Genomic DNA, 14,239 nt, shown 5'->3' with positions numbered 1-14,239 from the left:
GGGCGCCGCAGTGGAGAACTGATCGAAGGAGCTCTCGGTGGGATTCACGCGGCGCACGTTCTTACGGGCAGCGACGGCGGCCGGGCTCACAGGAGCCATCGCCGGCGGGGAGGCCGTGCTCGCGCACGCGGCGCCCACAGCCGGCGGACCGGGCGACGTGGTGGGCAAGGTGACTGTGGGGTATCAGGGCTGGTTCGCGTGCAAGGGCGACGGCGCCCCGATCGACGGCTGGTGGCACTGGGCGCGGAACTGGGGAGAGACCCCCTCCCCGTCCAACCACGCCATCGTCGCCTGGCCCGATGTCCGTGACTACCCGACCACGTACCAGACCGCCTTCGGCAACCTGGGCAACGGACGGCCGGCCTCGCTGTTCTCCTCCTACGACCAGTCCACCGTCGACACACACTTCCGGTGGATGAAGCAGTACGGCATCGATGCGGCGGCCCTCCAGCGGTTCAACCCCACCGGCGGCGAGGGGCCGACGCGCGACGCGATGGCGAGCAAGGTGCGCGCCGCCGCGGAGTCCGAGGGCGTCAAGTTCTACATCATGTACGACGTGTCCGACTGGACGGCCATGCAGACGGACATCAAGGCCGACTGGACAGCCAAGATGCGTGCGTACACCGCTTCTTCCGCCTATGCGCGGCAGAACGGCAAACCGGTGGTATGCATATGGGGCTTCGGTTTCAACGACGCCCAGCGGCCGTTCACCCCGGAGGCTTGTCTGGACGTGCTGAACTGGTTCAAGGCCCAGGGCTGCTACGTCATCGGAGGGGTCCCTACATGGTGGCGAACGGGCGACCGGGACTCCCGGCCGGGCTTCAGTGGCGTCTACCACGCCTTCGACATGCTCTCGCCGTGGCTGGTCGGCCGGATCGGCAACGCCGGTGACGCCGACAACTTCTACAACGCCGCCACCGTGCCCGACCTCGCGGAGTGCACCGCGCACGGCATCGACTACCAGCCGTGCGTCCTGCCCGGCGGCGTCACCGAACGGCAGCGCGCCCACGGCGACTTCATGTGGCGGCAGTTCTACAACATGGGCCGGGCCGGGGTCACCAGCGTCTACATCTCCATGTTCGACGAGTACAACGAGGGCAACCAGATCGCCAAGACGGCGGAGTCCCGGGACTGGGTGCCGGCCGGATCGGGCTTCCTCGCGCTCGACGAGGACGGCACCGCCTGCTCGTCCGACTACTACCTCCGGCTGACCGGTGACGGCGGCCGCATGCTGAAGGGCCTGCTCCCCGTCACCGCCACCCGGCCGACCCCACCGCTCGTCGGAGGCAACGGCAACCAGCCGCCGACAGCACCCGGCACCCCGCATGCCACCACCGTCACCGACACCACCGTGACGCTGGCCTGGACCGCCTCGACGGACGACTCCGGTGTAACGGGGTACCGCGTGCGCCGGATCACCGGCGACACGGCCACCACCGTGGGCACCGCCCCCGGGAACAGCACCACGTGCACGGTGAGCGGCCTCTCCCCCTCGACCTCGTACACCTTCGACGTCCAGGCGCTGGACTCAGCGGGTTCCGTCTCCCCGGCCTCGGCCCGGGTCACCGTCACCACAGCTGCCGGCGGCGGCACCCCCACGGGCGACCTGGCCCTGCACCGACCGGTCGCGGAAAGCAGCCACACCCAGACCTACGGCGCGAACAACGCGGTGGACGGCGATCCGGGCACCTACTGGGAGAGCGCCAACCACGCCTTTCCCCAGTGGATCCAGGTCGACCTGGGAACCACCACAGACGTCCGTCGCGTCGTCCTCGCCCTGCCGCCGTCCGCCGACTGGGCCGCGCGCACGCAGACCATCACCGTCCAGGGCAGCACCGACGGCACCTCCTTCTCCGTGCTGCGCGGCAGCACCGACTGCTCCTTCGATCCGCTCACCGGGAACACCGCCACCCTGGCCCTGCCCGCCGCCACGACCACCCGCCATCTGCGGCTCGTCTTCACCGCCAACACGGGCTGGCCCGCGGGCCAGATAGCCCGACTCCAGGTCTACGCGACCTGATCCCAGCAGTTCCGGCGGGCGGCGGCCGAGAACACCGACCGCTGCCGCAACCATGCTCGCCGGCAACGAGGTCCACGCGTCGGTCACCCACCTCGCCACGGACCGCGTCGGCGGGCGGGCGAAGCGGGTGCGACGTAGGAACTGGTCGTCGTGTACCGGCTCCTGCGTCGCATACGCCGTCGCAGGACGACTCCCCCACGACGGGACCAGGTGTTGACCGCCAGGGGGCGCGGTCTACCGGCGGACCGCTGAGATCAGACCGCCGGGCCCCTCCTCGCGCTGCGGAGGACCGCTGCTCGGGCGGCCGTAGGCGGCAGCGCGCTCACGCAGAGTGTAACTGTGGGCCCTCCAGCCGTACCCGCTCAGCCAGCCCACCGGGTCGTCAGGCATCTCCGAGACCCACATGGACGAAGCCGATCCCGGCACGGCATCCGCGCCGAAGCGCTCGATCACGCCACGCGAGCCCAACGTCAACCCCATCCGACTGCCCGACACCGACAGCGCGCTGATCCGGGCCAGCAGCAGCTCCACCGCGTCCTGAGGCAGATAGATCAGCAGCCCCTCGGCGATCCACACGGTCGGCGCGGCCGGGTCGTGCCCAGCGGCGGCCAGCGCGCCCGGCCAGTCCTCCCGCAGGTCCACCGCGACGGTGATCCGCTCGCAGCGTGCGACGGCGCGCTCCTGGCGCAGAACCGAAGCCTTGAAGTCCAGGGGCGCGGCGGTGTCGACCTCGAACAGGCGGGTGCCCTCGGGCCAACCCATCCGAAAGGCCCGGCTGTCCATGCCTGCGCCGAGGAGCACGACTTGTCGGACCCCGGACGCGGAAGCTTCCTGCAACAGGTCGTCAAGGAACTTCGTCCGGATGACGATGGAGAACGACACCGCAAGCCGCCGGCGGCGCGCGGCCTCGTCACCGGTCAGGGGCTGCGCGGAGGGCCACAGGCCGCCGGCGGCAGCGAAGGCCTGGGCCAGCGGATCATGGAACAGTGCGTTCTCCCGCTCGGTCTCCAGCGCCCGCACCCGGGCCACCCCCACAGCCGTGGCCCACACTCCTGACGGCCGCACCCGCTCCTGCTCATCCGTCACCACGCCAGCTTAGCTGGATGACCGACCTCAGGATCGAGTGAGGAGTGCGGCCGGGCGCGTGCAGCCTCACGGAGGCTGAAGGGCGCCCGAGGTGCAGTAGCCGTGTCCCGGGTGCTCCTGGACAGGCCCGCCGGTCCCGGCTGCCCGGCCTCAGTCCGCCGGGGTCTCCTTCGTGGGGACGACGGCGACGGGGGCGTTGGCGAAGTGGAGCGTCGAGTGGACGACGTGTCCCACGTACCGGCTGCCCGTCCTGCTGCTGCGCCCGACCACCAGGAGCTGGGCGCCTGCGGCCAGTGAGACCAGCATCTCTGCGGCGAACCCCACTTCCGTGTGTTCGGTCACGGTGACGTCGGGATAGCGTCGGCGCCACGGTCGCAGGAGGGCGATCAGTGCCTGGCGGTGCTGCTCGGCGAGTTCGGCGGGCCGGTTCGAGAGGCCCAGGACGCCGGACCGGTTCGTGAACATCGTGGGCAGGTCCCACGCCCTCGCCGCCCGCAGCGGGACGCCGTGCGCGGCCGCCGTCCGGAAGGCGAAGGAGAGGACCGTCTCGGCCTCCTGGCCGTCTTCGGGGACGCCTGCCACGATCTCGCCCTGCCGCCGACGCCCGCTGACGTCGCCGCCGCGGATCAGCACCACGGGGCAGTCGGCCCGGCTCAGGACCCGCAGGCCGACGGAGCCGAGGAGGAAGCCGGTCACCGGGCCCGGCCGGCGGGACCCGACCACGATCATCAAAGCGTCGCGCCCCCGCTCCGTCAGCAGGTCGGCCTCGGGCCGGTCGGCCAGTTCGGCGCGTACCTCGACGCCCTCGTAGTGCTCGTGCACCCAGGCCAGGGCGCCCGCCAGAGCCTCCTCGCCGGCCCGGCGTTCGGTGTCGGCATCCGCGAGGAAGGAGGGATCGTGCCCGTGCAGCAGCAGGAGCGGCGCGCCGCGGCGCCGGGCCTCGTCGGCCGCCCAGCCGGCCGCGAGCAGGCTGTCCGGCGTGCCGTCGATTCCGGCGATGATGGGGTGCTGCACGATATCTCCTCGCTCTTCACTGCCCGTTCGGTCTGCGGTGTGGTCGGCCGAGTGCGTCACCCCTGGGCGCCTTCGAGCGCACGGCTGTGCTCCCGGACCGCGATCCGGGCCAGCTTGGTCAGCATCATGCCGTTGCGGATCTCGACGAGGTAGTCCACGGGCAGGCCGTGCATGCGGATGCCGGGGCCCCGCAGCGCGTGCCAGTCCAGGACAAAGAGTGTGGCATCGCCCCAGGGCACCAGCTTCATCGCGATACGGGCCGCGCCGAACGGCTCCGCCCTCGCCTCCAGTTCCAGGCGGCGCTCGGGCTCGCAGATGCGGACGACGCACGTATCGTCCACGACGAGCCGGCCGGCCCCCACCCGAACGCGCAGCCGGGCGCCCACCTGCGGCCAGTGCGGGTCCGCGGCAAGGATCCGCTGCGTGCCGGTCACCCATTCGCCGTAGCGGTGCCCGTCGGCCAGCAGGCTCCAGACCTCAGCGGGGCTGCTCAGGATCAGACGGCGGTTGCGGGCCAAGCTGAACACGCTCCCTACGGATGACGTCGGTGCGGGACGGGGGGCAGAAGGGTTCACCGTCTCCGGCGTGCGCATCGACCCTAGCCCGGTCCTGCCACGGCCTCCGGCGAACGCGCCGGGCATGAGGCCGTACGGGCGAGGCGCCGGATCGGCCGGTTCACCGGTACCCCGGGCCTCTGCCCGCACAGCGGTGCGCTGGCCGGGTGCTTCATGCGGACACATGTTCCCCAGGGCGGTCGATTACATAACGTGACTGCTAGGTATGTCCCCCATGAAACGAAAAGCACGCTCATCGCCGCTCTGCGGCCATGTACGGCCTCCACGGTTCGCCGTGGCGGCGCTTGCCCTCGCATTCGGTGTGGGTGCCCCCCTCTTGGTCCCGGGCACCGGCGAACTCGCCCGGGCCCAGCCTCGGCAGGGCGGCTCCCTCCTCCTGGAGGAGACGTTCACCCAGGCGACGGCCCCGGACTTCACCGGGGTCGGTTCGGCCTGTCTCACCGGTGCCCCGCAGGTGGACGCCCTGCCGGGGGCCGGCGACCACCCGCTCGGCGGCTGCACGGAGGGCATCGGGCCCGAGCCGCCCAACGACGCCGCCCCGCACGGCTATCTGCGGCTGACGGACTCCGCACCCGACCAGTCGGGCGCCGTCCTCTACAACCACGCCCTGCCCGCCACCGAAGGACTCGACGTCACCTTCGACCAGTGGCAGTACGGCACCACCACCGGCAACATCGCCCCCGCCGACGGCATCTCCTTCTTCCTGGTCGACGGCGGCACCGAGCTGACCCGCCCGGGCGCCTTCGGAGGCAGCCTCGGATACGCGCAGAAGCTGCCCGACGACGACCCGGCCGCCGAGTTCATCCCCGGTGTGGAGAACGGCTACCTGGGCGTAGGACTCGACGTCCTCGGGAACTACTTCGGCGACTGGGAGCACCGCGGCAACGGCTGCCCGCCCGACAAGCGCTCCCCCGCGGGGACAACCTTCCACGTGCCCGCGCCCGGTCCGAACATGGTCACCCTGCGCGGTCCCGGCAACGGCATCGAGGGCTACTGCTTCCTCACCGCCACCACGAGCAACTTCTCGACCACCGGGCCCTGGCCGTCGACCCTGCCCGGCCAACTCCAGGGGCCCACCACCGAGGTGTCGGACGACCCCGTCCAGGCCGAGCAGGATCTGGAGCCCTCGCGCCGCCGGGTGCACGTGGTGATCACCCCGGCCCCCGACCCACAGGTCACCGTGTCCATCGACTTCAACGACGGCAACGGCTCCCAGCAGGTGCTCCAGACCGCCGCGCCGACCCCCGTGCCCTCGACGTACAAGTTCGGGTTCGCCGGCTCCACCGGCCTGTTCACGGACACCCACCTCATCCGTAACGTGGCGGTCCGCACCGAGCGGCCGCTGCCCCGGCTGAACCTCGTGAAGCAGGCCCGGGAGCCGCTGCCCGGCGACATCACGGCCGGAACGCAGGTTCCGTACGACTTCGTGGTCACCAACGCGGGCGGAACGGCCATCGACGACCTCGCTGTCGAGGACCCGAAGATCGGCCCGGTCTCCTGCCCCGTGACCCGACTCGCCCCCGGTGAGACGGTGACCTGCACGGCCACGTACACGGTGACGCCCGAGGACGTGGCCGCCGGGTCGATCGACAACACCGCGACGGCGGGCGGCACCTCGAACGGGGGCCCGGTCACCTCACCGCCGTCGTCGGAGAGCGTGCCGATCGAGCGGACGCCGGGCATCGGGATCGAGAAACACGTGGAGACCCCGGGCCCGTACGCGGTCGGGCAGGCCGTGACCTACCGGTACACCGTCCGCAACACCGGCGGTACGGAGCTGACGGACATCGCGGTGCAGGACGACCACGTCACGGGCATCGCCTGCGAGTCGACCACGCTGGCCCCGGCCGGGAGCCCCGGTGACAGCACCACTTGCACCGGCACCTACACCATCACCGAGGCCGACGGTACGGCCGGCTCCGTGACCAATACCGCCACGGCGACCGGCACCGCGAACGGGGGTACGGTCACCTCGCCGGAGACGTACCAGACCGTCCCGGTCGGCAAACCCCACCTGACGCTGCGCAAGAAGGTCGTCTCCAGCGGCCCGTTCAAGGTGGGCTCCGAGGTCCGGTACACCTACACGGTCACCAACACCGGCAGCACCCAGCTGCACGACGTGCACGTGGCGGACAACCGGGTCACCCCGGTGAACTGCGACGCGACCACGCTGGCGCCCGGCGCAAGCACCACTTGCCGCGGCACCTACCGGATCACCAAGGCCGACATCGCCCGCTGCCAGGGGAGCGGCCCTCGCGGCGGAGACGGCGGCGGCACGGTCAAGTGCCGGATCACCAACGTCGCCCGCGCCGGCGCGACCGACCCGCAGGGCAACGAAATCGCCAGCGAGCGGGCCACGGCCACCGTCACGGTCAAGGTCAAGTCCGACGGCCGGCCGAAGCCGAAGCCCGACTGCGACAAGCAGGGCGGCAAGCGAAGCGACAAGGGCGGCTGCCGCAAGCCGCAGCACCACCGCGAGGGCTGACACACACCTCGCGCCCCGCGCCGGCACAGCCCTCGGAAGGGGCCGTGCCGGCGCGGCGTCCGCGCACCCTTCCCCTGCGACGACGCGCGGTATCGGCCCGGTCGGGCTCCTCAACCGGAGGATCCAACTCCTGACCAGGCCGAGGAGCCCGGTTGAAGGCCGTGCTGCGCGCGACCAATACTCTGCTCGCTTCACATCGCGGATGAGGGCCCGGACCGGCGGACGGGCGGTGGAGGTCTGTCACGCCGGAAGGCGGCTCGATGCAGTGCCGGCCGATGGCCCCTTCTCCGAAGGGCACCCGCCGCCGACGGCGACCAGGCCCGTCTCGTAGGCGAGGATGACCAGTTGGGCGCGGTCCCGAACGCCGAGTTTCGCGATGGCGCGCGTGACGTGGGTCTTGGCGGTGAGAGGGCTGATGAAGAGCTGTGCGGCGATCTGGTCGTTGGACAGGCCGGTGGCGATCAGACGGGTGACCTCGCGTTCCCGCGCGGTGAGGGCGGCGAGTTGTTCGGCGGTGTCGGTGGGGGCTGCCGGACGGTGTGCGAACTGTTCGATCACGCGTCGGGTCGCGCCCGGTGACAGCAGGGCTTCGCCGGCCGCCACCGCCCGGACGGCCTGGCGCAGTTCATCGGGCTCTGTCTCCTTGGTCAGGAAACCGCTCGCGCCCGCGCGCAGGGCCGCGAAGACGTACTCGTCGGTCTCGAAGGTGGTGAGGACGATGACGCGGCAGTCCGTCAGTCCGGGGTCCCGGACGATCGTACGAGTGGCGGCCAGGCCGTCCGTTCCGGGCATGCGGATGTCCATGAGGACGACGTCGGGGCGGACGGCGCGGGCCACGCGGACCGCCTCGTCGCCCGTGCCCGCCTCACCGACGACCTGGATGTCCTCAGCGCGGGCGAGGAGGCTGCCGAATCCCGCGCGTACCAAGGCCTGGTCGTCGGCGAGGAGCACTGTGATCGTCATGGGCGGAAGCCTGACACAGGGAGGTCGGCCCGCACGAGCCATCCGCCCTTTGCGTGCGGTCCGGCGGAGAAGTCGCCTCCGAGCGCCCGGACCCGTTCGTCCATCCCCCGTATCCCGTGCCCGTGCCCGGCCGGTGCGGGTGGCTGGGCCGAGGGCCGGCCGTCGTCGATGACGTGTATCTCGACCCGCCCGTCGCCGCACCGGATGCCGACCTCGGCCCGGGTCGCCTCCGCGTGCCGGACCGTATTGGTCAGCGCCTCCTGGACGATCCGGTGGGCGGCGAGGGAGACCGGTGCGGGGACGGTGTCGAGGTCGCCGACCGTCTCCAGCCGGATGTCCAGGTCCGTCGACCGCATGCCGTCGACGAGCGCGGCGATCTCGGGGATCCCAGCCGTGGGGTCCACCGGCCCGTCCCCCGGCGCACGCAGAAGGTGGACGAGCGCGCGGAGGTCCCGCAGTGCCTCGGTGCGAACCTGCTGCGCGGTGGAGAGTGCGTTGCGCGCCTCTTCCGGGGAGTCGTCCAGGGCCTCGGCCGCGACCCTGAGCTGGAGTCCGACGACGGTGAGGGTGTGCCCGACGACGTCGTGGAGCTCTCGGGCGATGTCCAGGCGGGCTTCCGCGATCCGCCGGCCGGCCTCCAAGTCCCGTTCCCGCGCGGCCCGCAGCAGACGCTCGGCGAGTTCGGCACGCCAGCGGAGCCGGTTGCGGTGAGCGGTGGCGGCGGCCAGGAGCACCCCGAGCCAGAGAGCCTCGGGGCCCAGGGAGCCGAGGGCCTCGCGCGCGGTCGCACCCCCGGCGCTCGTCTCCCAGGCGCCGGCGAAGGCCAGCTCGGCCAGGCCCACACCCGCCGCCCAGGGCAAGCCGGACCGGCCGGCCCGGTCGTCTGCCGCCAGGGCGGCATACGCTACTGAGGCCGGCCATACCCAGCCGGCGTCGGTGAGTCCGGTGGTGCGGAACACGACGACGGCCTGCACGCTGAGCAGCAGCACGGCGAGCGGCCGGCGACGGCGCATCAGGAGCAGCGCGCCCAGCCAGAAGGCGAGCGGCAGGGTCCCCGCGGCGTTTGGGCGGCCGCCGAGCCGGACCGTGACGGCCATGACGGCGACCGCGGTTCCGGCCGCGAGGAGCCCGTCGACGAGACGGTCCGTGCCAGGGGTGGCGAGGGTGCGGCCGTCGGGTCGGTCCATGCTTTGATCATGCACGACGGCCCCGCCCCCGCTCGTGGCGGACACCTGCCGCCGCCAGTGCGAGCCCCACCCACCCGAAGTCCACGACGAGAACGAGGCGTTCGGCGAGACCGATGAGTGTGGGGGCGCCGCCGAGCCCGAGCGACGGGCCGCCGCCCATCACATCGACGAGGAAGACCGCGAGTGCCGCCGTCGCTGCGGCCGAGGCCGCGGTCAGGGTGTCGAGGGCCCTTCGCAGGCCGGGCCGTCGGGCCGCGAGCGTCCGGCGGAGCAGCGCGGCGGCGATCGGCAGGCCCGCGAAGGCGAGGAAGGCGGCGTTGCCGTGGACGAGTTCGGAGAGGGAGGGGCGGCTCCATCGGCCGGGCGGGTCCGCCGGGAAGACGGCCGCGACCAGAATGCCCGCCGTCCACGCCGCGAGCGCGGCCCGGCCGGCACGGTGGACCCCGCCTCCCAGCCGTGCCACGAGGACGGCGGATGCGGCGCCGACGGCCAGCAGCGCCACCGGGACGAGCCAGCCGGCCGTGCCGTGTACGTAGCGACTGAGCGTCTCGCTCACAAGGTCGTAGTCCGGGTTGAGCGTCTCCACCACGGCCATCGCCAGGGCCCCGATGCCGATCAGGGTGAGCGGGGCCCGTACCCCCGCGGCCGGAGCCGTGTCCGTCGCCGTCATACCGTCCTCCTCCGTGTCGTTCCGATGCCCCAGAACCTACGGAGGGGGCGGGGGCGGCCGCGTCGTCCCGATGGTGACACCGTGTTGTACACCGGCCGGTGTCGTCCCCCGGTCCGGCTCCACCATTCGGTGTACGTACGGCGAGGTCCTTCGCCGCGGTAGGTGGTGGACGCCTGGACGCCTTCATGGATCGCCCAGGGCAAGCACCGCATCCGGGCCCCTGCTCGGCCCCGCCGGACGACCGGCCGACGTCCTCTTGGCGATGCTCAGGGACGGCACCTTCTACGAATCCCAGCCCGTTCGGGCAGCAACCCAGTCCTAGACCATGGTCAGGAGGTGATCCGTGGGGCCATAGTCGATCTTCCAGTCGGCGTACACCCCACAGAGTCCGTCCTTGGTGCACCGCAGGCCCACGGTCACCCAGCGAACCGATACGTCGTCGCCGAGCGAGAACGCGACCGCGGCCTCGAACTCCTCGCTCCCACATGGGCAGCCGGCCGAACCGGGTTCGTCGTCCTCCCAGGACTCCTCGTTCCAGTACTCCTCGCTGTCCGCGATGAACGCGCGAATCCCACAGGCAGAACACTCACGTTCCGCTCCAGACGCGTTGACCAGCATGAAGAACACTCGGCCGCCGCAGCCCTTGCAGAGGGAAGGAGCGATTTTCACCGGGCGACGCCAGATGACCGGCTTCTGAATCGCGCCCCAACTCTCCACTCAGGTCAGCGTGTTCTCCTGCCCGATCGCCGAGGGCGCACTACGGCCGGAAACCAGAGTGCCGTACAGAGCGGCACGGAACCGGGAACGGGACGTACACAACCGGACGACGCCCTGAGGGCTGCTGCCGGATGAGGGGCGGCCACCCGACGCCCGGAAGGGGCCCGGCTCTCGCCCCTGGTGATCAGCGGTCAAGGTGAGCGCGGATCAGGAACTCGGCGAGTGAGCCGGAACCTTCGGGGCCTGCGGTGGCGAGGCAAGCCGCGAACACCAGCCCCGGGCCCACCTAGGTCGTCGGCCAAGTCCTCGAACCACGAGGTCTGCCTCGCCGCCCGGAGCCGCACGACACAGCGGCCGGTACGGGCAGAGCGGCTCCCGGGAAACTGCGACTGGCGTTGCGGGCGGGCGACCCGCGGTGCGGCCATGGGCTGGTCATCGCCAGGCGGAATCAACAAAGGCAGGTCAGCCCCCCGTGGTCCGGAATGGGCGGGTGCTCAGGCAGCAGCCGGTTTGGCCAGGCTGACGGTGCCGTCCTCGTGGCGGCCTGGGACGCGGACGTAGCCCTGGCGCAGATAGAAGGAAACGTTGCGGTGGCTGGCCGCGCCGGTGGACAGGACGATCCGGGTGCAGCCCTCGTCGACTGACTCGGCTTCCCGTAGCAGCCAGCGGCCCATACCGAGTCCGCGCAAGTCGGGGGCGACGGCGAGCCGCCCGATGTGCAGGTCGCTTCCGGCACGCCGGGCGCGGACCACGCCCAGGAGCCGGCCGTCGCGCCACAGGCCCCTCGTGTGCCAGTCGGCCAGCCATGCGCGGACGTCAGCGAGTGACTCGTGGAGGGCGGGGATGGTCAGCGTCTCGTTGGCGAGCGCCTCCTCCGTCCAGCAGCAACGCTGCAGCACGAGCACTTCGGGCGCGTCGTGCGGGCCGAGCCGACGTGCGTACGAGCCAGGGAGCGGCCCCTGAACGGATGCCGGATGCTCGCGCTCGCGCATCGGGTTCAGGGCGTGAGCGAGTCGGACGAGTTCCGCCAGCAGACCCTGTGCCGCGTCCACGTGGCGGGGATCGGGCTCCAGACCGTTGGCGCCCGTCATCTCCGCGATCCGCAGCGCCACGGTGGCTCCCAGGGGCACCAGTCGCAGGGTGCTCACGACCTGTTTGGCGTGCTGGACCGCGCGGGTGCCGGCCGAGGTGTGGCCGTAGCTGACGAAGCCGACCGGCTTCCAGGCCCATTCGGGCCCCAGGTAGTCCAGAGCGTTCTTCAACGTCGCCGGCATGCCGTAGTTGTACTCGGGCGTCACGACTACGAACCCGTCGGCCTCGTCAACGATCCGGCTCCAGCGGCGGGAGTGCTCGTGGTGATGGATGCCGCTGGACGGGTGCTGCTCCTCGTCCAGGAACGGCAGGTCGAGGTCGCCGATCGATACGGGGACAAGCTCCACCCCGAGCGCCACGGAACTCGGCGCGAGTGCCTGCGTCAGCCAGCGCCCGACGGCGGGGCCGAGCGCGTTGGGACGAGTACTGCAGATCAGGACGAGGACACGCAGAGTCTTCGTTGTCATGTAAACGAAAGTAGCCAGTAGATTGATTACATGTCAACGAACGAGGAAAGCGACTCCCACGGCTACTGGCTCTCGCCCGACGAGGAGCGCGACTGGCGGGCTTACCTGCGCATGGTCACCACCGTCCAGGTCCGCACCGCGCACGACCTCGCCGCCCTCGGGCTCTCCGAACCGGACTACGAGGTGCTCAGCACCCTGTCCGAACGACCGGACGGCACCAGCACCCTGCACGAGCAGGCCACAAAGATGGGCTGGTCACGCAGCCGCCTGTCCCGGCACGCCTCCCGCATGGAGGCCCGCGGCCTCATCCACCGCGCACCCGATCCGGCCGACGGCCGAGGATGCCTGCTCGCCCTCACCCCCGCCGGCAGGGAGACGCTCCGGGAAGCCGCCCCCCACCACGTCGCCTCCGTGCGCCGGCACTTCGTCGACCGCCTCACACCCGAGGAGCTCACCGCCCTCGGCCACATCGCGCGCAAACTGTCGAAGGACCAGTAGGGCAGCACCGCACACGGCCACCAAACGGCCCACGAACAGACCGCGCCGACCGCACCTGCGGAGCAGGACGACCATCGCGGCGACCTCGCTCCACATGGCCGGGGCACCGAAGACGAACTCTTCGCCGCGCTTGGGCGGGCCGTCCACCCTGCGGCGGACGGCACTGGAACGGGCTTGCGCATCACCCGGTCCCATCGGCCGCGGCAGCGCAGGATCAGCCCGCGACCCACACCTGGTGAACTGGGAAAACACCCAACAGGTTCGATCCCCGTTCGACAGCGAACCAGTCGTCAGCGACGCGGAGCCCACGGATCCTCGTGCCCGATCGGATCGGGCTGCTCGGGGTGGACCATCTCTCGGACGGAGCGCTGCAGACCTGTCTCGCCGGATCCGCCGGCGGCCGCCATCCAGGGCAGGACGTCCATGGCGTGGGCGCGCTCCTCGGTGGCGAGGGTATCGACGGTGGTGCGCAACTCGTCGGAGACGGGTTCCTCGGTGAGGCAGAGCCAGCCGATCGCGGCGGCCAGCCGGACCTCGGGCGCCTGCGTCCCGTCCCGCCACTGCTCCCCCATCCACCCGGTGGTCGGCGGGTGGGGGTGAGCACGGGTGGCTTCGGCGGTGGCGAGGACCAGGGCTGCTCCGACGATCGGATCCGGCTCGGCGGCCAGCCGGGCACGGAAGGCCGCACGGACCGCGCCCTTGGGGTCGGCGGCGGAGGCCAGGGCGTAAGCGGCGCGGATCCTGATAGCAGGGACGGGGTCATCGAGGAGTGGCGTCAGGAGGCCGGTGTCGGCGGTGATCGCGGCCCGGGCGGCGGCGATCGACCAGCCCGCCGGATACCCACTCACCTCGACGCCGTAGTCGTCGTACAGATCGTCGTAGATCTCGGAGCGATGGAGCAGCATGTGGTCACGGGAGGCGACGCCGAAGTGACGGGCGCGAGCCGGGCAGGGCACTTCGGCAAGCGCGTCGGCACGGCGAGGGTGGCCGGCATCGGCGGCGATCCGGATCAAGAACGGCACGGCGAGCACGGCAGCAGCCCGCATGTCGTTGGCGCACATGCCGCTCACCACGCCTGTTCTGGTGCGAGCGGGCGAGTCGCCGGTGTGCAGCAGGTGGACGGCCTCCCTGGCACGATCCCCCTGAGGGAAGTGCTCCCAGGGAACTTCGCCGAGCAGACATCCGTCCTTGGCCTCGGGCCGGATGGCGTCCACCACCGCCCGCACGTCGAAGGGTCCGCCGGCGAACGAGGACAGTTCGGCCCCGTCCACCAGCGCCCGGCACATCGCGAACGTCGGATCGGTCCGCCACTCGCCCACGCCAAACCACCCCATCGCAGAGTCCGATCGGGGTTGATCATGCCCGAGCGGACCGACATCGGTGTCAACGTACTGCCCTCGCGCCGTGGGCGGACACGGAGCTGATCGTTCCCTGAAGCCTGTTGAAGAGGCGTCCGGCAGCTCGG

General features: G+C 71.5%; 12 protein-coding genes. 3 read left to right on the top strand and 9 right to left on the bottom strand.

The window, feature by feature from the left end:
• Positions 1-37: 37 nt before the first annotated feature.
• Positions 38-2,020: a discoidin domain-containing protein gene (locus tag ACZ6C6_RS08485; protein ID WP_469200424.1), complete on the top strand. Its 1,983-nt coding sequence runs from the start codon at positions 38-40 to the stop codon at positions 2,018-2,020.
• Positions 2,021-2,254: 234 nt separating this feature from the next.
• Here ACZ6C6_RS08485 and ACZ6C6_RS08480 read toward each other — a convergent pair whose 3' ends face one another.
• The 3 genes from ACZ6C6_RS08480 to ACZ6C6_RS08470 form a co-directional block, all read right to left on the bottom strand.
• Entirely contained in the window at positions 2,255-3,106 is an 852-nt protein-coding gene (locus tag ACZ6C6_RS08480; RefSeq protein WP_469200422.1) for a class I SAM-dependent methyltransferase, read from the bottom strand.
• Positions 3,107-3,256: 150 nt separating this feature from the next.
• Positions 3,257-4,120: a universal stress protein gene (locus tag ACZ6C6_RS08475; RefSeq protein WP_469200421.1), complete on the bottom strand. Its 864-nt coding sequence runs from the start codon at positions 4,118-4,120 to the stop codon at positions 3,257-3,259.
• A gap of 56 nt (positions 4,121-4,176) precedes the next feature.
• The gene (locus ACZ6C6_RS08470) at positions 4,177-4,638 is read right to left on the bottom strand and encodes an SRPBCC family protein (RefSeq protein WP_469200419.1); all 462 of its coding nucleotides are present in this window, start codon (positions 4,636-4,638) and stop codon (positions 4,177-4,179) included.
• A gap of 373 nt (positions 4,639-5,011) precedes the next feature.
• Between ACZ6C6_RS08470 and ACZ6C6_RS08465 the strand changes: the two genes are divergently transcribed.
• Complete coding sequence (locus ACZ6C6_RS08465; protein ID WP_469200417.1) at positions 5,012-7,180, top strand: DUF7507 domain-containing protein; 2,169 nt, start codon at positions 5,012-5,014, stop codon at positions 7,178-7,180.
• A 240-nt stretch (positions 7,181-7,420) separates the two neighbouring features.
• On the opposite strand, the gene ACZ6C6_RS08460 is transcribed toward ACZ6C6_RS08465, so the two are convergent.
• The 5 genes from ACZ6C6_RS08460 to ACZ6C6_RS08440 form a co-directional block, all read right to left on the bottom strand.
• Complete coding sequence (locus ACZ6C6_RS08460; protein ID WP_469200415.1) at positions 7,421-8,143, bottom strand: response regulator; 723 nt, start codon at positions 8,141-8,143, stop codon at positions 7,421-7,423.
• Positions 8,140-9,330: a sensor histidine kinase gene (locus ACZ6C6_RS08455; protein WP_469200413.1), complete on the bottom strand. Its 1,191-nt coding sequence runs from the start codon at positions 9,328-9,330 to the stop codon at positions 8,140-8,142. The genes ACZ6C6_RS08460 and ACZ6C6_RS08455 overlap by 4 nt, the downstream gene beginning before the upstream one ends.
• A 7-nt stretch (positions 9,331-9,337) precedes the next feature.
• Positions 9,338-10,000 (bottom strand): DUF998 domain-containing protein, encoded by a 663-nt coding sequence (locus ACZ6C6_RS08450; protein WP_469200411.1) that lies wholly within the window; start codon positions 9,998-10,000, stop codon positions 9,338-9,340.
• Positions 10,001-10,318: 318 nt separating this feature from the next.
• Positions 10,319-10,717: a hypothetical protein gene (locus ACZ6C6_RS08445; protein WP_469200409.1), complete on the bottom strand. Its 399-nt coding sequence runs from the start codon at positions 10,715-10,717 to the stop codon at positions 10,319-10,321.
• Between the two features lie 494 nt (positions 10,718-11,211).
• Entirely contained in the window at positions 11,212-12,276 is a 1,065-nt protein-coding gene (locus ACZ6C6_RS08440) for a GNAT family N-acetyltransferase (RefSeq protein WP_469200407.1), read from the bottom strand.
• A 30-nt stretch (positions 12,277-12,306) separates the two neighbouring features.
• On the opposite strand from ACZ6C6_RS08440, the gene ACZ6C6_RS08435 reads away from it, so the two are divergent.
• The gene (locus tag ACZ6C6_RS08435) at positions 12,307-12,774 is read left to right on the top strand and encodes a MarR family winged helix-turn-helix transcriptional regulator (protein WP_469200405.1); all 468 of its coding nucleotides are present in this window, start codon (positions 12,307-12,309) and stop codon (positions 12,772-12,774) included.
• Between the two features lie 290 nt (positions 12,775-13,064).
• Here the strand turns inward: ACZ6C6_RS08435 and ACZ6C6_RS08430 are convergent, their stop codons facing one another.
• Positions 13,065-14,093 (bottom strand): hypothetical protein, encoded by a 1,029-nt coding sequence (locus ACZ6C6_RS08430; RefSeq protein ID WP_469200403.1) that lies wholly within the window; start codon positions 14,091-14,093, stop codon positions 13,065-13,067.
• Positions 14,094-14,239 lie beyond the last annotated feature (146 nt).

Source organism: Streptomyces sp. NPDC041814, assembly GCF_055590565.1.
The sequence above is the reverse complement of the archived record's forward strand: the minus strand, read 5'-3'. Positions and strand labels throughout refer to the sequence as shown.

Bases quoted from the DNA above. Each gene is read 5' to 3' on its own strand.
- ACZ6C6_RS08460 (WP_469200415.1), bottom strand. From the start codon at position 8,143: ATGACGATCACAGTGCTCCTCGCCGACGACCAGGCCTTGGTACGCGCG.
- ACZ6C6_RS08455 (WP_469200413.1), bottom strand. From the start codon at position 9,330: ATGGACCGACCCGACGGCCGCACCCTCGCCACCCCTGGCACGGACCGT.
- ACZ6C6_RS08450 (WP_469200411.1), bottom strand. From the start codon at position 10,000: ATGACGGCGACGGACACGGCTCCGGCCGCGGGGGTACGGGCCCCGCTC.
- ACZ6C6_RS08440 (WP_469200407.1), bottom strand. From the start codon at position 12,276: ATGACAACGAAGACTCTGCGTGTCCTCGTCCTGATCTGCAGTACTCGT.
- ACZ6C6_RS08435 (WP_469200405.1), top strand. From the start codon at position 12,307: ATGTCAACGAACGAGGAAAGCGACTCCCACGGCTACTGGCTCTCGCCC.